16 protein-coding genes are annotated in these 18,235 nt (G+C 60.1%); 5 read left to right on the forward strand and 11 right to left on the reverse strand.

What is annotated here, in order from left to right; all coding sequences use genetic code 11:
- Positions 1 to 81: 81 nt before the first annotated feature.
- From ACIPL2_RS13255 to ACIPL2_RS13270, 4 genes are all read left to right on the forward strand, one after another.
- Positions 82 to 891 carry a MetQ/NlpA family ABC transporter substrate-binding protein gene (locus tag ACIPL2_RS13255; protein WP_401356874.1) on the forward strand — a complete coding sequence of 270 codons (810 nt, stop codon included), beginning with the start codon at positions 82 to 84 and terminating at the stop codon, positions 889 to 891.
- Positions 892 to 893: 2 nt separating this feature from the next.
- Positions 894 to 2,015, forward strand: coding sequence for a methionine ABC transporter ATP-binding protein (locus ACIPL2_RS13260; protein WP_401356877.1), 1,122 nt, complete (start codon positions 894 to 896; stop codon positions 2,013 to 2,015).
- Positions 2,005 to 2,649 carry a methionine ABC transporter permease gene (locus ACIPL2_RS13265; protein ID WP_157709931.1) on the forward strand — a complete coding sequence of 215 codons (645 nt, stop codon included), beginning with the start codon at positions 2,005 to 2,007 and terminating at the stop codon, positions 2,647 to 2,649. The genes ACIPL2_RS13260 and ACIPL2_RS13265 overlap by 11 nt, the downstream gene beginning before the upstream one ends.
- Positions 2,650 to 2,808: 159 nt before the next feature.
- Complete coding sequence (locus ACIPL2_RS13270) at positions 2,809 to 3,438, forward strand: class I SAM-dependent methyltransferase (RefSeq protein WP_401356880.1); 630 nt, start codon at positions 2,809 to 2,811, stop codon at positions 3,436 to 3,438.
- Between the two features lie 173 nt (positions 3,439 to 3,611).
- On the opposite strand, the gene ACIPL2_RS13275 is transcribed toward ACIPL2_RS13270, so the two are convergent.
- The 3 genes from ACIPL2_RS13275 to ACIPL2_RS13285 are packed head-to-tail and all read right to left on the reverse strand — an operon-like array spanning position 3,612 to position 8,829.
- Positions 3,612 to 6,665 carry an efflux RND transporter permease subunit gene (locus tag ACIPL2_RS13275; RefSeq protein ID WP_401356881.1) on the reverse strand — a complete coding sequence of 1,018 codons (3,054 nt, stop codon included), beginning with the start codon at positions 6,663 to 6,665 and terminating at the stop codon, positions 3,612 to 3,614.
- Positions 6,662 to 7,729 (reverse strand): efflux RND transporter periplasmic adaptor subunit, encoded by a 1,068-nt coding sequence (locus tag ACIPL2_RS13280; RefSeq protein WP_401356883.1) that lies wholly within the window; start codon positions 7,727 to 7,729, stop codon positions 6,662 to 6,664. The genes ACIPL2_RS13275 and ACIPL2_RS13280 overlap by 4 nt, the downstream gene beginning before the upstream one ends.
- A complete protein-coding gene (locus ACIPL2_RS13285; protein WP_401356885.1) occupies positions 7,726 to 8,829 on the reverse strand; it encodes an efflux RND transporter periplasmic adaptor subunit in 1,104 nt (367 codons plus the stop codon). The genes ACIPL2_RS13280 and ACIPL2_RS13285 overlap by 4 nt, the downstream gene beginning before the upstream one ends.
- A gap of 345 nt (positions 8,830 to 9,174) precedes the next feature.
- On the opposite strand from ACIPL2_RS13285, the gene ACIPL2_RS13290 reads away from it, so the two are divergent.
- Positions 9,175 to 10,371 carry an AAA family ATPase gene (locus ACIPL2_RS13290; protein ID WP_401356887.1) on the forward strand — a complete coding sequence of 399 codons (1,197 nt, stop codon included), beginning with the start codon at positions 9,175 to 9,177 and terminating at the stop codon, positions 10,369 to 10,371.
- A 135-nt stretch (positions 10,372 to 10,506) separates the two neighbouring features.
- On the opposite strand, the gene ACIPL2_RS13295 is transcribed toward ACIPL2_RS13290, so the two are convergent.
- The 8 genes from ACIPL2_RS13295 to ACIPL2_RS13330 form a co-directional block, all read right to left on the reverse strand.
- Entirely contained in the window at positions 10,507 to 11,388 is an 882-nt protein-coding gene (locus ACIPL2_RS13295; RefSeq protein ID WP_401356890.1) for a transporter substrate-binding domain-containing protein, read from the reverse strand.
- Positions 11,385 to 12,167 (reverse strand): amino acid ABC transporter ATP-binding protein, encoded by a 783-nt coding sequence (locus tag ACIPL2_RS13300; RefSeq protein ID WP_401356893.1) that lies wholly within the window; start codon positions 12,165 to 12,167, stop codon positions 11,385 to 11,387. Before ACIPL2_RS13300 ends, ACIPL2_RS13295 begins: the two co-directional genes overlap by 4 nt.
- On the reverse strand, positions 12,164 to 12,823 hold the full coding sequence (locus tag ACIPL2_RS13305; protein ID WP_046047295.1) for an amino acid ABC transporter permease: 660 nt from the start codon (positions 12,821 to 12,823) through the stop codon (positions 12,164 to 12,166). Before ACIPL2_RS13305 ends, ACIPL2_RS13300 begins: the two co-directional genes overlap by 4 nt.
- Complete coding sequence (locus ACIPL2_RS13310) at positions 12,804 to 13,469, reverse strand: amino acid ABC transporter permease (protein ID WP_008148239.1); 666 nt, start codon at positions 13,467 to 13,469, stop codon at positions 12,804 to 12,806. Before ACIPL2_RS13310 ends, ACIPL2_RS13305 begins: the two co-directional genes overlap by 20 nt.
- A gap of 553 nt (positions 13,470 to 14,022) precedes the next feature.
- Positions 14,023 to 14,805, reverse strand: coding sequence for a MetQ/NlpA family ABC transporter substrate-binding protein (locus ACIPL2_RS13315; RefSeq protein WP_027922262.1), 783 nt, complete (start codon positions 14,803 to 14,805; stop codon positions 14,023 to 14,025).
- Positions 14,806 to 15,058: 253 nt separating this feature from the next.
- Positions 15,059 to 15,988, reverse strand: coding sequence for a sigma 54-interacting transcriptional regulator (locus ACIPL2_RS13320; RefSeq protein ID WP_401356897.1), 930 nt, complete (start codon positions 15,986 to 15,988; stop codon positions 15,059 to 15,061).
- A 59-nt stretch (positions 15,989 to 16,047) separates the two neighbouring features.
- Entirely contained in the window at positions 16,048 to 16,629 is a 582-nt protein-coding gene (locus ACIPL2_RS13325) for an alpha/beta hydrolase (protein WP_401356899.1), read from the reverse strand.
- 463 nt (positions 16,630 to 17,092) lie between these two features.
- Positions 17,093 to 18,166, reverse strand: a complete 1,074-nt coding sequence (locus ACIPL2_RS13330; protein ID WP_401356900.1) for a fatty acid desaturase — start codon at positions 18,164 to 18,166, stop codon at positions 17,093 to 17,095.
- Between the last annotated feature and the right edge of the window lie 69 nt (positions 18,167 to 18,235).

Here is an 18,235-nt window from a genome sequence, read left to right on the forward strand (position 1 = left end):
GTTGCCCTTGTAGGAGCGAGGCTTGCCCGCGAAGAGGCCCGCCCAAACACCCAATATTTCTGCACTGACTGGATAACCAACATGACCAAAAAACACCTGACCCACCCAGTCAAAGCACTGGCCCTGGCCCTCGGCCTCTTCAGCTCCGTGACCTTCGCCGCCGACGCGCCGCTAAAAGTCGGCACCACCGCCGCCTTCGCCATTCCCCTGGAAGCCGCGGTAGAAGAAGCCAGCAAACAAGGCCTGAAAGTCGAACTCGTGGAGTTCAGCGACTGGATCGCCCCTAACGTCAGCCTCGCGGCCGGCGACATCGATGTGAACTACTTCCAGCACATCCCGTTTCTGGAAAACGCCAAGGCCGCCGCCGGTTTTGACCTGGTGCCGTTCAAGCCGGGGATCATCAACAACGTCGGCCTCTACTCGAAGAAATACAAAAGCTTCGACGAACTGCCGGAAGGTGCCAGCGTCGCCATTGCCAACGATCCGATCAACAGCGGTCGTGGTTTGCAACTGCTGGCCAAAGCCGGGTTGATCACGCTCAAACCGGGCGTCGGCTACAAGGCCACCGAAGAAGACATCATCGCCAACCCGAAGAAAATCAAAATCCTTCAGGTCGAAGCCGTGCAACTGGTGCGCGCCTACGATGATGCCGATCTGGTCCAGGGCTACCCCGCCTACATCCGCCTGTCGAAGACCTTCGATGCCGGCTCTGCCCTGCTGTTCGATGGCCTCGATCACAAGGAATACGTGATTCAGTTCGTGATCCAGCCGAAAAGCAAAACCGACCCGCGCCTGATCAAATTCGTCGACATCTACCAGCATTCGCCGGTGGTTCGTGCGGCGCTGGATAAGGCGCACGGCAAGCTCTATCAAGCCGGTTGGGAAAGCTGAGAATGACGGCCGCGATCCAACGGCGACTGGAGATTCCAGAGCCACAGAAAGCCGAACAGACGGAGCTGCACCCGGACTTCAATCGCGCTCACGTGCGCTTCGTTGGCCTGGGCAAAACCTACAACGGCCAGCAAGGCCCGGTGGCGGCGCTGCACGGCATTGACCTGGCGATCCAGCGTGGTGAAGTGTTCGGCATCATCGGCCGCAGCGGCGCCGGCAAGTCGTCGCTGATCCGCACCATCAACCGCCTCGAACAACCGAGCACGGGTCGGGTGCTGATCGATCAGGTCGACATCGGTGCGTTCGATGAAGACCGTCTGGTGGCGCTGCGTCGGCGCATCGGCATGATCTTCCAGCACTTCAATCTGATGTCGGCCAAGACGGTTTGGCAGAACGTCGAATTGCCGCTGAAAGTGGCCGGTGTGCCCAAGGACAAGCGCGAGAAGAAAGTCCGTGAGTTGCTGGAGTTGGTGGGCCTGCAAGAGAAACACAAAGCCTACCCGGCACAGCTTTCCGGCGGGCAGAAACAGCGTGTCGGTATCGCCCGGGCGCTGGTGCATGACCCGGAGATTCTGCTGTGCGATGAGGCCACTTCGGCGCTTGATCCAGAGACCACCCAATCGATTCTCGGCCTGCTGCGCGAGATCAATCAGCGGCTGGGTTTGACCATCGTGCTGATCACTCACGAGATGGCGGTGATTCGCGATATCTGTGATCGCGTCGTGGTGCTGGAACATGGCCGAATCGTCGAGCAAGGGCCGGTGTGGGAAGTGTTCGGCAACCCGCAGCACGAGGTCAGCAAGACCTTGCTCGCACCGCTGCAACACGCCTTGCCGGAGGAACTGCAAAACCGTTTGCGTCCACAGCCGAACAGCGCAGAGAACGCCGTGGTGCTGCGATTGCAATTCACCGGAGCCGCCCACGAAGAACCTGACGTCGCCGCACTGTTCAGCGCCCTCGGTGGCCGCGTGCGGCTGCTGCAAGGTGGCGTGGAACGGATTCAGGGCCATGCGCTGGGACAACTGCTGCTGGCGGTGACGGGCTCGTCCCTCGGCGCCGAAGAACTGCGCCAACGCGCTGGCAACTGGGCACAACAGGTGGAGGTGCTGGGTTATGTGGTTTGATCGCTTGCTGCAGGGCTTCATCGACACCTTCCTGATGGTCGGCGTCTCGTCGCTGATCGCACTGCTGGCGGGCATTCCGCTGGCGGTGATCCTGGTCACCAGTTCCAAGGGCGGGATCTACGAAGCCCCGGCGCTGAACCGTGCGTTGGGGGCGTTCGTTAATCTGTTCCGCTCGATTCCTTTTTTGATTCTGATGGTGGCGCTGATTCCGTTCACGCGGTTGATCGTTGGCACTACGTACGGCGTTTGGGCCGCCGTGGTGCCGCTGACCATTGCTGCCACGCCGTTCTTTGCGCGTATTGCCGAGGTCAGTTTGCGCGAGGTGGATTTCGGCTTGATTGAAGCCGCGCAAGCCATGGGCTGCCGGCGCTGGCACATCGTCTGGCATGTGTTGTTGCCTGAGGCGTTGCCGGGGATTGTCGGGGGTTTCACCATTACCTTGGTGACGATGATCAACTCCTCGGCCATGGCCGGGGCGATTGGTGCCGGTGGGTTGGGCGACATTGCCTATCGGTATGGGTATCAGCGGTTTGATAGCCAGATCATGTTGACGGTGATTGTGTTGCTGGTGGTGTTGGTGGCGATTATTCAGTTGGGCGGGGATCGGTTGGCTCGGGGGTTGAACAAGCGCTGAGTCATTGGTTGTCAGTGATACCGCCTTCGCGGGCAAGCCTCGCTCCTACAGATCAACGCCGACCCCTGTAGGAGCGAGGCTTGCCCGCGAACAGCTGCGCAGCAGCTTCCAGCCTCATGGCGTATATTCGGCGAATCCCAATTGCCTGCGCAGCCGACCATGAAACAGACGCCCGACGACCTCCAGCAGATCACCGCCACCACCCTGGGCCATTACAACTCGGTGGCCGAAGGTTTTCGCGAAGGCACTCGCGATCACGATGTCAGCCAGAACATCGATGCCTTGCTGCGACACATTCAGGGTGAGGCGCCGTTCAGCATTCTCGATTTCGGCTGTGGGCCGGGGCGAGATTTGCAGACGTTCACTCGTATGGGGCACACGGCTGTCGGGCTCGATGGCTCGGAGAAGTTTGCGCAGATGGCGCGGGAGGACAGTGGTTGCGAGGTCTGGCAGCAGGACTTCTTGAAGCTCGATTTGCCGGCTGAACGCTTCGACGGGATTTTTGCCAATGCAGTGCTGTTTCACATCCCGAGCCAGGAGTTGCCTCGGGTGTTGAAGGAGTTACGTGGGGCGTTGAAGCCGGGCGGTGTGTTGTTCAGTTCCAATCCTCGTGGCGAGAATCAGGAAGGCTGGAATGGGCCACGGTATGGGGCGTATCACGATCTTCAGACGTGGCAGCAATTGCTGACCGAGGCCGGGTTTGTCGAGTTGGAGCATTACTACCGGCCAGCGGGGCTGCCGCGTGAGCAGCAGCCTTGGTTGGCGAGTGTTTGGCGCAAGCCTGTGTAGTCCGTTCGGACGTCTTCGCGGGCAAGCCTCGCTCCTACAAAGGACCGCGGTCAACCGGGCTACTCGGTCAATTGTGGGAGCGGGCTTGCTCGCGAAGGCGTTTGGTCAGACAACAGAGAGGTTGAATGTTAAACCGCTTTCGCGAGCAAGCCCGCTCCCACAGGGTTTGTGCCTCACTGCACTGCTTTCTTCGGCTCGCGGATTTTGTACCAGGCCACATACAGCGCCGGCAAAAACAGCAGCGTCAGCAACGTCGCAATAATGATCCCGCCAATCATCGCGTAGGCCATCGGCCCCCAAAACACTTCCCGGGCAATCGGGATCATCCCCAGACTCGCCGCCGCAGCCGTCAGCAGAATCGGTCGACGCCGGTGCTCAGTGGCTTGCACCACGGCGTCCCACGGTGACAGGCCGTCTTTCTCCATCGCCTCGATCTGGGTCACCAGGATCACCGAGTTGCGGATGATGATGCCGATCAGCGCGAGGATCCCGAGGATCGCCACAAAGCCCATCGGCGTGCCCGTCGGGATCAGCGCCAGCACCACGCCAATAAGCCCGAGCGGCGCGACGCTGGCCACCAGGAACAGCTTCTGCACGCTGTGCAGCTGGATCATCAGGAAGGTCGCCATCAAGAACAGCATCAGCGGCACGACCTTGGCGATTGGCCCTTGGGCCTTGCCGCTTTCCTCGACCGTACCGCCCGTGGCGACCTTGTAGCCCACCGGCAAACCCGCAGCGAATTTATCGATGGTCGGTTGCAGCTGTTTCACCAGGTCGGTCGGCTGGATCTCGTCGCGCACCGCCGCCTTGATGGTGATGGTCGGCTTGCGGTCGCGACGCCAGACCAGCGGCTGCTCGAGTTCATAACGCACCGTGGCGAAGGCCAGCAGCGGAATCGAGGTGCCGCCCGGTGTGACGATCTGCAGGTTCTGCAAGGTTTCCGGCGTGCCGCGCTCGGCGTCTTCGGCGCGACCGACGACGTTGATCAGGTAGATATCGTCGTCCACCTGAGTGATTGGCGAGCCAACAACGATGCTGTTCATCAGGTTGGCCACGTCCTCCGACGACAGCCCCAGTTGCCGTGCCTTGTCCTGGGCGATGTCGATGCGCAGGACTTTGCCCGGCTCGTTCCAGTCGTAAATGATTTCGCCGATGTGCGAGTTCTTGTCCAGCTCAGTCGCCAGCTCGATCGCATGCTTGCGCACCTGATCGATGTCCTTGCCGCTGACCCGATACTGGATCGGCCGTCCGACCGGAGGGCCCATTTCCAAGGCCTGGACGTAGCTGCCAATGCCGACGAAGTCTTTGCGCAACCGTTCACGCAAGCGCTGGCTGAGCGCGGTGCGCGATTCCAGGCCTTTGCTGACGATCACCAATTGCGCGTAGTACGGGTTCTGCAATTGCTGGTCGAGGGGCAGGTAGAAACGGATCGCACCTTCGCCGATGTAGGTGCTCCAGCGCACGATGTCCGGGTCGTCCTTGAGCGTCGCTTCGAGCTTGTCGACGGCCTTGCGCGTCTCGTCGATCGAGGCGTTTTGCGGCAGGTTGAGGTCGACGAGGATTTCCGGACGGTCCGAGGACGGGAAGAACTGGTTCTGCACGAACTGCATGGAAAATACCGACGCCACGAACAGCGCGACGGTGATGCCAATGGCCCACCAGCGATTGCGCATGGCCCAGAGCATGCTGTAGTTGAACGCACGGCCGATGCGACCCGGCTCGGCCGAGTGCGGTTTCACATTGGTGCTGAGGATGTGCACGCCAATCACCGGGGCGAACAGCACCGCGACGATCCACGACACAATCATCGCCACGGCGATCACTGCAAACAGCGTGAAGGTGTACTCACCCGCGGAGCTGGCGTTCAGGCCAATCGGCACAAAACCGGCGACCGTGACCAACGTGCCCGTGAGCATCGGGAACGCGGTCGAGGTGTAGGCGAATGTCGCCGCCTGCTCCTTGGTTTCGCCCATTTCCAGGCGCGTGACCATCATCTCGACGGTGATCATCGCATCGTCCACCAACAGGCCGAGGGCGATGATCAGCGCACCGAGGGAAATCCGCTGCATGGTGATGCCGCTGTATTCCATGAAGACGAAGACCATCGCCAGCACCAGCGGAATCGAGCACGCCACCACCAACCCGGCGCGCACGCCGAGGCTGATGAAGCTGACGATCAGCACGATCACCACCGCTTCGAACAGCGCACTGGTGAAGCCGCCAACAGCCTTTTCCACCACTTCAGCCTGGTCGGAGACGTTGTGCACGCCGACGCCCACCGGCAGGTCGGCGGTCAGGTCGGTCATGCGCTGGTGCAGGGCCTTGCCGAACTCCTGGATGTTGCCGCCCTTCTTCATCGCAATCGCCAGGCCGATGGCCGGGTGACCGTTGAAGCGGAACTGCGGGGTGGCCGGGTCGACGTAACCGCGGCTGATTTCAGCGACGTCGGCCAGGCGATAGAAGCGGTCGTTGAGCCGCAAGTTGACGTTGGCCAGGTCTTTCTCGGACGCAAACTGCCCAGAGGTGCGCACGGAAATCCGCTCCGGCCCGGCCTCGATCACCCCGGCCGGGGTCACCGCGTTCTGCGATTGCAGGCTCTGCACCACTTGACGCTGGTCGATGCCCAGCGCCGCGAGTTTGCGCGTGGAGAAATTCAGGTACAGGACTTCATCCTGCTCCCCGATCATCTCGACCTTGCCCAGCCCCGGCACGTCGCGGACCGCGGCCCGCACCTGTTCCACGTAATCGCGCAACTGGCGCATCGACAGGCCATCGGCGGTGAAGGCATACACCGAACCGAACACATCGCCGAATTCGTCGTTGAACCCCGGCCCTTGCAGGCCCTTGGGGAAGTCGCCGCGAATGTCGTTGATCTTCTTGCGCACCTGGTACCAGATTTCCGGGATGTCCTTGGCGCTGGTGGTGTCGCGCAGGTAGACAAATACCGTTGATTCGCCGGGACGCGTGTAGCTTTTCACGTAGTCGAGGGAGTCGAGTTCCTCGAGTTTTTTCTCGATGCGGTCAGTGACCTGCTTGAGGGTTTCTTCTTGGGTGGCGCCGGGCCAACGGGTCTGGATCACCATGGTCTTGATGGTGAACGAGGGGTCTTCCTCGCGGCCCAGGTTCATGTACGAGAACACGCCCATCAGCAGCGCGACGAACATCAAATACCAGACGAACGACTGATGTTTGAGGGCCCATTCGGATAAGTTGAAACTCCCTTTCATCGCGGGCTGTCCTCATCGACTTTGACTTTCTGCCCCGGCTTGAGGCTGTTGACACCGGCACTGACCACGCGCTCTCCACTCTTCACGCCGTTGGCCAGAATCACCGTTGAGTCGGTGCGACTGATCAGGCTGACGTCTCGCGGGGAAACGGTCTGGTTCTGCGGGTCGACGACCCAGATACGGGTTTTACCGTCGATTTCTTGCAGGGCGGTGGCCGGCAGTTCGAGACGCGGCTTGATCGCCGAGCTGAGGGTCACGCTGATGGCCGTGCCGAGGCGAAAGCCCGGCGGTGTTTCGGCCAGGCTCAAGCGGGCGCGACGGGTACGGGTGGCGCTTTGGGCCTGGGGTTCGATCTCGCGGATGATCGCCGTGCTGGTGATGCTCGGGTCCAATTGCGCGGCGACCTGGAACACCACGTCCGGCGGCAGCTGATCGACCAGCGTGTCGGGCAGGTCGATCACCGCCTCCTTGATGTCCGGTTGCGCCAGGGTCACCACTTGCTGACCCGCCGTGACCACTTGCCCGGCTTCGGCATTCCATGCGGTGACGACGGCTTTGTGATCGGCGCGCAATTGCACGTAATTGAGCTGGTCCTTGGCCTGATCGACCGAGGCCTTGGCCTGATCGAGGGACGCCTGGGTGGTTTTCAGATCAGTCTGGGCCGCGTCCAGTTGCGCCTGGGCGCCGACTCCGCGATCAAACAATTCCTGCTGGCGTCGGGCGCTCGCCTGGGCATTGATGAATTGCGCCTGGATCCGCGCCAGATCGCCTTCGGCTGAACGCAACTGGTTCTGCTGATCCGTCGGGTCGAGGGTGGCGAGCAAGGCGCCCTTCTCGACTTCGGCGCCGACATCGACGTTACGGCTGGCGATGCGACCCGGCACCCGGAAGCCGATATTGCTTTCGTAGCGCGCCTGGATACTGCCGGCAAAGCGCCCGAGGTCTTCCTGGCTCAATGCTTTGACTTCGATGGACAGTACCGGACGCACAGGCTCCGGCGGTGGCTCTTTTTTCGAACAGGCGACGAGCAGCAAACCCGCGCACAACAGCATCAGGCGCTTCATGGCTGGGCTCCCGGAGCCAAATCCTTGTAGGTGTTTTCGGCGATTTCCACTTTCATCCCTGGGTGCAATAACTGGCCGCCGGCGATGATGACTTTCTCACCCCCTTCCAGACCGCCATTGATGATGACTTTACCGGTCAGGTAGCGACCGACGGTGACCGCGTGCAGTTGCGCCTTGCCGTCCGCGTCCACCAGCCACACGGCCGGTTCGCTGAGGTTTTTGGTCAAGGCTGACCATGGCAATTCAACGGCAGATTTGCCGGGCGTCTTGGCGGTGGCGCTGACCACCGAACCGAGCTGCATGCCTTCGGGCAGTCCGTTGAGGGTGACTTTGACTTGCACGGTGCCGGTCTGCGCCGAGACGGCCGGGGTGATTTCCCGAACAGTGCCGGTGGTTTTGATCGACGGGTTATCGAGCAGGCTGACCACCACGGTCTTGTCCGATGGCGGCTCGGCCAGGAGTGATTCGTAGACGTTGAACACCGCGTCGCGCTCACCGTCCCGGGCCAGGCTGAAGATCGGTACCGTGGCTTGTACCACTTGGCCGACTTCGGCCTGGCGCGCGGTAATCACGCCCGGCGCGTCGGAGATCAGCGAGGTGTAGCCCAGTTGTTCGCGGGCATTGGCCAGTTGCGCCTGCGCGGCAGTGAGCGCGCTCTGGCTGCTGCGCAATGCCGCTTGGGCGGCGTCAAATTCGCTTTGGCTGGTGTAGCCCTTGGGCAGGAGTTTTTGCTGACGGACGAACGCGGCGGCGCTCTGTTTGACTCGCGCCTGTTCGGCGACGACCTGGGCCTGGGCCGAGTCGACGTTGGTTTGCAGGTCTTTCGGGTCGAGTTTGGCGAGCACCTGTTTGGCCGAAACCCGGTCACCGACATCGACCGTGCGCTGGATGATCTTGCCGCCCACGCGGAACGAGAGTTCGGTCTGCACCCGCGCCTGAACATCGCCGGTCAAGGTGACCGTGGCGCCGAAATCGGCCGCTTTGACCTCTTGCACGAAAACCCGTGGAAGGTCCTTCTCGACCTGTGCTTTTTCACCACAAGCGGTCAGCAGCACCAAGACGCTCAGGGCAACTGTTATTTTCAATCCAGGACCAACCATGCAGACTCCTTTGCGTTGTACGGGCGTGCCAGTGACGATACGACTGTGAGCGTAGAACAGGGTTCCAAGGGTGCATCCGGCCCCCTCAAATAAAGCGATCATGCCGCAACTTCATAGCCTGCGTTTGACCTGTAGCAGCTGTCGAGCTTGCGAGGCTGCGTTCGGCTGCGCAGCAGTCGTAAAACCATGCAACTCGGTGTGTCAGAGGAACCGCATACACCGGGTTTGCGAGGACTTCGTCCTCGAACGCAGCCTCGCAGGCTCGACAGCTGCTACACAGTCACAGGGTCACAGTGCCGCCGACAATAAGGCAAACTGGCCACCTATGCAGCAGGAAGCTCCCCCATGCTCAAAACCCTTGCGGTGGCCAATTACCGCTCGATCAATAAATTGGTGATTCCGCTGGGCCGATTGAACCTGATCACCGGCCCGAATGGCAGCGGCAAATCCAACCTCTACCGCGCGCTGCGCCTGTTGGCGGAAACCGCCCAGGGCGGCGTGGTCAATGCGCTGGCCCGCGAGGGTGGCCTGGATTCGACGTTCTGGGCGGGGCCGGAAAACATCACCAGACGCATGCGCAATGGTGAAGTCCCGGTTGAGGCGACGGTTCGACACGGTGCAAAACGCTTGCGCCTGGGATTCGCCGGTGAAGACTTCGGTTACTCGATCAGCCTCGGGCTGCCCGACTCCAACGGCCACTTCATGCTGCCCGAGCACAGCACACCCATTCCGTCACGGTTCAGCCTCGACCCGCAAATCAAGCGCGAATGTGTCTGGGCCGGGCCGTTCTATCGTCCGGCAAGCCTGCTGGTAGACCGCGACGGGCCGATGATCCGCGCCCGCGCCAACCGCAGCTGGGACGTGCTGGCCCAACACACGCCGAACTTCGACAGCCTGTTCGATCAGGTCGGCAGCTTGCGTACTTCGCCGGAGGTTCTGCAGATGCGCGAGTTCATCCGGCGCTGGCGCTTCTACGATCACTTTCGCAGTGACACCGATGCGCCGGTGCGCCAACCGCAACTCGGCACGCGCACGCCGGTGTTGCACCACGACGGCCGCGACCTGGCGGCAGCCTTGCAGACCATCATCGAAATCGGCGATCCCGAGGCGCTGCGGGCGGCGATCAGCGACGCCTTTCCCGGTGCGAGGCTGCACATCGAATCGCTGCCGGGCGGACGCTTTGCCATCGAGTTTTATCAGGAAGGGTTGTTGCGACCGCTGTCGGCCGCCGAGTTATCGGACGGGACGTTGCGGTATTTGCTGTTGGTGGCGGCGCTGTTGACGCCTCGGCCGCCGACGCTGATGGTGCTGAACGAGCCGGAAACCAGCTTGCATCCGGACCTGTTGCCGGCGTTGGCGCGGTTGATTATCCGGGCGTCCGAGCAGTGTCAAGTTTGGGTGGTTTCGCATGCGCGGCGGTTGATTTCGGCGTTGCAGGAAGATCCGGAGTGCAATTGCATTGTGCTGGAGAAGCCCCTTGGCCAGACCGGGATTGTCGGGCAGCGGGTGCTGGATGTGCCTTCATGGTATTGGCCGGATTAACTAGCGCCTGATAAACCGCCTTCGCGAGCAAGCCCGCTCCCACATTTGACCGTATTCCACAGTGCGAACTCGGTTGAATGTGGGAGCGGGCTTGCTCGCGAAGGCGGCCGAAAGGTCAATGCGATGGTTAAGGGATCACCCCTGCCACTTCCCACCCTCGACAATCACGCTCTCAGGCTTGGTGTCATCGCTCAGTTCCTTACGCACATATTGGTCGTAGAGCTTGAGCAAATACTTCTCTTCCCCCAGCTTCGCCAACTCGGCGTTCACCCAGTCACGCAGTTCGATGTTGCCCTTCTTCACCGCCGGCGCGATCGGCGCTTCGGCGCCCAGGGTCTGGCTCAGCACGCGGTAGCCAGGGTTCTGCTTGGCCCAGCTGAACAGCACCAGGTTGTCTTGCGCATAGGCATCACCGCGACCATTGGCCAGGGCTTGCAGGGATTCGGAGTTTTTCTCGAACTTCAGCAGCTTCCAGTCCGGGTGATTTTTTGTCAGCCAAATGTCGGCCGTGGTGCCGGTGGTCACGATGGTGGTGCGGGTCGCCAGGTCGTCCAGATTTTTCACGCTGCTGTCCTGAGGCACCAGCGCCTGCACGGCGACCTTGAGGTTCGGGTTGGTGAACTCCACCGCTTCCTTGCGCTCCGGGGTGACGGTCATGTTGGCCAGGATCAGGTCGACCTTGTCACTTTGCAGGAACGGAATGCGGCTCGCCGGTTCCACGGCAACGAACTCAACCTTGTTTTCGTCGCCCAGCAAATCCTTGGCAAATTGGCGGCCGATGTCGGTATCGAAACCGACGTAGCGCCCCGCTTCATTGACGAAACCGAAGGGAGGTTTGTCGGTGAAGACACCGACGATCAGTTTGTCCCGTGCCTTGATTTTATCCAGGTAGCTGGCAGGCGCCGTGCTTTCGCTGGCGACTTTGGGCTTCGGTGGTTCTTCGGTTTTGTTGCAGCCAGCCAAAAGCGCCAGGCCGAGCAATGGCAGTAGCAAGAGTGAAGACTTGGCAGTTTTCATAGCAGTTCCAGTTCCTTTGTTTGAGTCGTTTTGGGTAGTGCGGCGACGTAGGAGAACTTCTCCAGGAACTGCTGCGCTCGTGCGGTTTGCGGGTTCGTAAAGAAAATCTCGGGAGGGTTTTGCTCAAGGATGCGTCCGGCATCCATGAACACAATGCGGTCAGCCACGGCACGGGCGAAGGCCATTTCGTGGGTGACGATCAACAGGGTCATACCCTCGCGGGCCAGGCCCTGAATGACTTCCAGCACTTCCTTGACCATTTCCGGATCAAGGGCGGCGGTGACCTCATCGAAGAGCATGACTTTGGGGTTCATGCACAGCGACCGGACGATGGCGATGCGTTGTTGCTGGCCACCGGAAAGCTGCCTTGGATACGCATCGCGCTTGTCCAGAAGGCCCACGCGTTCGAGCAAGGCTTCAGCCTGAGCACGCGCTTCACGACGGTCGCGCTTCTGCACTTTGAGCGGGCCAAGCAGCAGGTTGTCGAGCACGCTCATGTGCGGGAACAGGTGATAACTCTGGAACACCATGCCGATCTGCTGCCGCACTTCGCGCCAGTCGGTGCCCTTGTCCAGCAGCTCGCGCCCGGCAAATTTCAAGCTGCCGCTGTGGGCGACTTCCAGTCCGTTCAAGCAACGCAACAGGGTGCTTTTGCCACAGCCGCTGGGACCGAGGATGACGATCACTTCACCCGACTCAACGTGCAGGTTGATATCGTTGAGCACCTGTTGCTCGCCGAAAAATTTGTTGAAACCCTTGAACTCGATCAGTGCGCTCATGCTTGCGTCCAGCGCCGCTCCAGCACGCGCGAGGCGGCCGACAGCGGGTAGCAGATGAAAAAGAAAAACAGGAACAGCGCGCCGTAGATCAGCACGGATTCGTAGGTGCGTTCGATGATTTGCTGGCCGACCTTGATCACGTCCACCACACCGATCAGCACCGCCAGGGAGCTGGTCTTGATGATCCGCGTGTAGACGTTAATGGTCGGCGGCGTCATGCGTTTCAGCGCTTGCGGCAGCAGCACGTAGCCGTAGAGTTGCGGGCCGTCCAGGCCAATCGACAACCCCGCTTCACGCTGCCCGCGCGGCAACGAATGCAACGCACCGCGCACCACTTCGCCGACTTCGCTGGCGCCCCACAACGACAACACCAGCACCGCGCACCAGAAGCTCGGAATGCTCAGGCCGAAGAAAATCGGCAGACCGAAGAACAGCAAGTACAACCAGACCAGCACCGGAATCGCCCGGAACAGTTCCAGGTACACCCGCAAAATCGCGTTCAGCCATTTCGAATTCAGCGTGCGCAACACGCCGTAAAGCACACCACCGACGGTGCTGATGGCGATGCTCAGGAAGGAGATCGACAAGGTTTGCGCAGCGCCCTTGCCCAGTTGCGGCAACGACACCCAGAGCAACTCAAGACCCGAACTGGCCATGCTGGAGCCTCCTTTCCAGACGGCTGAGCAACAGCGACAGCGGCAAAAACAGCAGCACGCAGATCAGCGTCAGCACGGCGAGCATTTCGTAGGTTTTGTAGTAGAGCGCGATGTAGCTTTTGGTGGTGTAGAGAATCTCCGGCACCGCCACCGCCGAGACCACGGTGGTCTCCTTGAGCAGAAAAATGAAATTGGCGAACAGCGACGGCAAGCTGAGGATGCCGGCTTGCGGCAGGATCACGTAACGCAGCAATTGGCCATGGGACAGGCCGATGGAACGGCCGGATTCCAGTTGCGCCTGGGGCACGGCATCCACGCCGGCGCGCAGCACTTCGGTGAGGTAGGCGCCGCCGAGGAAGGTCATGGTAATGATGGCCGCGGCAAACCCGGAGACCTTGATGCCCAGCGCCGGCAAGGCGAAGTAGACGAAGAACAGTTGAATCAGCAATGGCGTGTTGCGCGCCAGCTCTACATACAACCCAACGAGGCGCTGCAAGTAAGGCGTGCGGAACACCAGGATCGTCGCGTTGATCAACGCCACCAGCAACGACGTGCCGATGGCGATAAAGCCGACCTGCAGCGTCACGCCCACGGCTTTGAGAAACGCCGGCAGGGTGCTGAGGATAAAAGCGTAATCGAAGTTCATTGAACATCCTGGACGCCGCAGGGTAAGCGACGGTGGCGCAGTCCATGGGCAGTGGATAACTGCCCGGCAGGCACCGACTTTAAAGGTATAAAAAGAAGAATTTAAATACCGTTAAAGCATATTGATATCACGCAAAAAACTATCCTGCGGATTTGCCGAGAAGGAGGAAGACGACTATTTTCCTTTGCGCCGCAGCAAGGGTCTTGTTTTCAAGCAGCGCCTTCAAGGACGCACAGCTTTTGAGCAGACTCCTGCGACCGAACCCTCACAAGGAAGCGAAAAATGGCAGACGTAGAAGTGCCCCGGCGGATGAGTCCGCAGGACATCGTGAAGTGGCTGGTGGCGTTGCGCAGGGCGTTGAAGGCCAGGGTGGCCTGAAGTAAAAGATCGCAGCCTCGTTTCACTCGACAGCTCCTACATTTGGAATGCGTATCCCTGTAGGAGCTGTCGAGTAAAACGAGGCTGCGATCTTTTGATCTCGCGACCCAATAAAAAACGCCGACGCAATACCAGCCGTCGGCGTTGAAACCTTGAAGGGGTTTTACTTCGCGAATCAGAACGCCGGCAGTACCGCGCCGCTGTACTTCTTCTCGATGAAGGCTTTCACTTCTGGACTGGTCAAGGCCTTGGCCAGTTTCTGGATGGCAACGCTGTCCTTGTTGTCCGGACGAGCGACCAGGAAGTTCACGTAAGGCGAATCGGCCCCTTCGATCACCAGCGCGTCTTTAGCCGGGTTCAGACCCGCTTCCAGCGCGTAGTTGGTGTTGATCATGTCCAGGTCGACTTGATCCAGCACGCGCGGCAGCATGGCCGATTCCAGTTCCTTGAACTTGAAGTTGTGCGGGTTCTTGGCGATGTCTTTCGGCGTGGCCAGGGCGTTTTTCGGGTCTTTCAACTCGATCAGGCCAGCCTTCTGCAGCAGGATCAGGGCACGGCCGCTGTTGCTGCCTTCGTTCGGGATAGCGATGGTTGCGCCGTCTTTCAGCTCAGCCAGGGTTTTGACCTTCTTCGAGTAGCCACCGAACGGTTCGACGTGCACGCCGATTACGGTGACCAGGTTAGTGCCTTTGCCTTCGTTGAAGCTTTTCAGGTACGGCAGGGTCTGGAAGTAGTTGGCATCCAGACGCTTCTGGTCGACCTGTACGTTGGGCTGAACGTAGTCGGTGAAGACTTTGATTTCCAGGTCCACACCTTCTTTGGCGAGGGTTGGCTTGATCAGTTCGAGAATCTCGGCGTGTGGAATCGGGGTCGCCGCAACCACCAGTTTCTCGCCAGCCTGAGCCAGGCCCGCGGTCAGGGCAGCCGCCAATGCGGTGAACAACAGAACCTTTTTCATGCAGTGTCCTTATCGAAAATCACGGTCGTCATCGACGACGGCTAAGAGTACAAGTGCCAGTGAAGTGCTATCGCTGGCGTGACGCGGACAATACCGGGATTTTTTATTCCCGAACAATATCTTTTATTCACTTTCATATTCCATTTTGTTCATACAGCTGTAACTCACCAATCTTCTGGTAGGAGCGAGGCTTGCCCGCGAAGGCGTCCTGACAGACTGACCGCGTCGTCTGGTTCGCGAGCAAGCTTTGCTCCTACAGGACAGCGGCGTTTTTGAGCAGTTGCTTCAAGGCTTGTTGCTCGGCGTCGGAGCCGCTGGCGAGGATTCGCTTGAGTTGCTGTTCGATCTGCGTCAGCGAGACGTCCACCTCGGGCAAATTCAAATGCTCCGGCAAAATCTCATCGCCAGTGCTCACCAGCAGCGCAAAGTGAATGACGTTTTCCAGCTCACGGGTATTACCCGGCCAGCTATGCCGCTCCAGCACCAGCTGCGCCGCCTCGCTGATCAGCGGCACGGGCAGGTCCAGGCGCTGGCTGTAGATGCCGAGAAAGTATTCGGCCAACGACAGGATATCGCCGACCCGTTCACGCAAGGCCGGCAGTTCGAGCTGGCCTTCGCTGAGGTAGTGATAAAGCCGTTCATGGAATTTTCCGGCCGCGACCGCTTGCGCCAGATCGATGCTGGTGGCGGCCACCAGCCGCACATCCACCGGGCTTGGTTGATGTGAACCGACCCGCGTCACTTCATGGTTTTCCAGCGCCGCGAGCAATTTGATCTGGATCGGCAGCGGCAGGTCACCGATCTCGTCGAGGTAGAGCGTCCCTCCATTGGCCGAACCAAACCAGCCCGCCCGACTGCTGGCCGAACCGCTGTAACTGCCGGCGGTGTAGCCAAACAATTCAGCGTCGGCGTAGGTCGGGCTGATCGCGCCGCAATTGACCGAGACAAACAACCCGCCGCGATCACTGGCGCGATGGATGTGCCGCGCCAGCAACTCCTTGCCGCTGCCGGTTTCGCCACGGATCAACACCGAGATCGAACGTGGCGCCAGTTGCTCCAGCTCCTGGCGCAACTGCCGGGAACGCGGATCGACGAACACCAGCGCCTTGGCGCGGATGCTCAGGGGACTTTTTTCGGCGTCGGGGAAAGTCAGCAGCGGCTGACCGAAGGCTTCAAAACTCATGGCAGACTCCCGCCCAAAACCGCCAGGGGACGGGGGCGTTTTTTAAAGAAATAAAAGGTTCAAGCGCGGCGCAGGGCGTGATGTTCCATGCGGTTTTGCAGGCGATACAGATAAGCAAAACCCTGCTCCCAGCGCTGGTGGCCGGACTTCACATTGATGTGCCCGGCGCCCGACAAAATCCCCGCCTCGGCGCCCCAGTTACGTGCCAGCTCCAGCGCTCGCGGCGCACTGACGGCGCTGTCGTTGTCGGAGCTGACCACCTGGCTCGGGAACGGCAGAAGATCGGTCGGTATCGGCGCGAAATTGCGCAACGCCGGCGCACAGGCCGGGCGTTCGACATCCGCCGGCGCGACCAATAATGCACCGCGAACCTGACGCAAAAACGGCACGGGCGCCGTCGCCGCCCAATGCGCAACGGTGATGCAACCCAGGCTGTGGGCGATCAGGATCACCGGCGTGCTGTCGGCGGCAATCGCCTCGGCCAGCGCCGCGACCCAGTCTTCACGACGCGGCGTCAGCCAGTCGGCCTGCTCCACCCGTGCGCTGTTCGGCAGGCTGTTCTGCCAGTGGCTTTGCCAATGATCTTCTGGCGATCCTTGCCAGCCCGGCACAATCAGGTAGCGAATTGATTCGTTGCGCATGGGGGAGCTCTCCTGCTGCGTGTCTGTTCCCGAGCCAGTATAGGGAGGAGAGTTATATTCGTTAAGGAATAAGAAGCTATTTATTAAGACCTACATCGAATATAAGAATATCTCCTGTAGGAGCTGACGAGTGAAACGAGGCTGCGATCTTTTGACTTTGCTTTCAAAAGCAGATCAAAAGATCGCAGCCTCGTTTCACTCGTCAGCTCCTACAAGGTTGACGTTTCCCGCAAGCAAAAAAAGGGGCCGCACCCTGCCAAGGAGACGGCCCCGGAAACTCAAAATCTGTCAGCGCTGATGAAGCGCGCTGGAGGGTGATAATTGGCGAAAACGGTTATCTAATAAAGGAATATTTAATTACTTTATTAGGCCTTAATCGCATATGCCAATGGCTCCCTGGGTCACAACTTAACGTCCCTTTGGGTCAAATTGATGACCAGCGTTTGAGTTTCCGATGACAGCCTTAAACCTGAGCGGCGCGCACCTCCTGCGGCGCCGTGGCTTCCTTGCGCACAAAGCGGTTCGCCCGGCTGAATGTGCCAATATCGTTGAAGCGCACGCCCATTTCGCGCATCACTTTATGCGCTACCGGCGCGGTCATCTGGCGGATGTAAAACGGTTCCTTCACCACAAAGTGATGGATGCCGTGCGTGCTGCCGAAGTTGAAGCAGAACGCCTGCAACGGCCACAGCCACCAGGCATTCAGCACCTGTGTCTGTTGCATCACATTGCCCGGTTCCACATCGCCGTAGTAGTGCATGTTCGAGCTGACGAAATGCAGGCAGAAGGTGCGCAACACGTTCGGGCCGATGATCACCACCGCCGCGATGTCGATCACCTGCATCACCGACAGCGTGGTCGCCGACCATTCAATCGGCGCACCCAGTAAATGAGCGATGCCGTTGGCCGCGTGAAACCCGAGAAACACGTACCACGCGCCCCAATGCACCAACGCCAGAGGCGCGTAGGCCTTCAGGGTGCGTTGGATGATGCTGAATTTTAGGGCCCATGTTTTCGCCCGCAGCATGCGGATGAACGCTGACATGATGTTGTCGCCAACCATCAAAAGCCGTGCGATACCCCAAGGCTCGCCGTTGGTGATGGCGCGTTCTTCCACATCGGTCTCGGAGCCGGAGACCTTATGGTGATTGAGGTGCAGATGGCGGCGGATCCACGGGTTGATCGTGCTCGGCCGCGCCAGCCACACCAGCCCCATCATCAGGTTGTGCGGCACGCGCTGTTTGCGGAAGTACATGCTATGGATCAGGTCGTGTTCCAGCTCATGGGTCAGTGAAGCGAAAAACGCGTTGAGCAACAGGCACACCCACCACGCCATATGCCCGGTCAGGTAGAGCGCCGCCGAACCGATCATCCCGGCCAATGCGAAGGCCAGGATGCCCGCGCCGAGGGCGTCCTGATGATTGAGTATCGGGTAGCGCTGGCGCAATTCGACGCCCTTGGCCAACACCACTTCGCGAATATGCGCTGATCGTTGCGCTGCATTCAGTCGCTGGGGACTTGCAGAAGTACCGTGCATGCTTCCATCCTCTGGTTATTGATGTTCGCATCCTGCCCTGAGTACCCTGCCAGAGCGGTAGCCGTGAAC

The sequence above is a fragment of the Pseudomonas sp. NPDC086251 genome (assembly GCF_044746405.1).
Taxonomy (GTDB): Bacteria; Pseudomonadota; Gammaproteobacteria; order Pseudomonadales; family Pseudomonadaceae; genus Aquipseudomonas.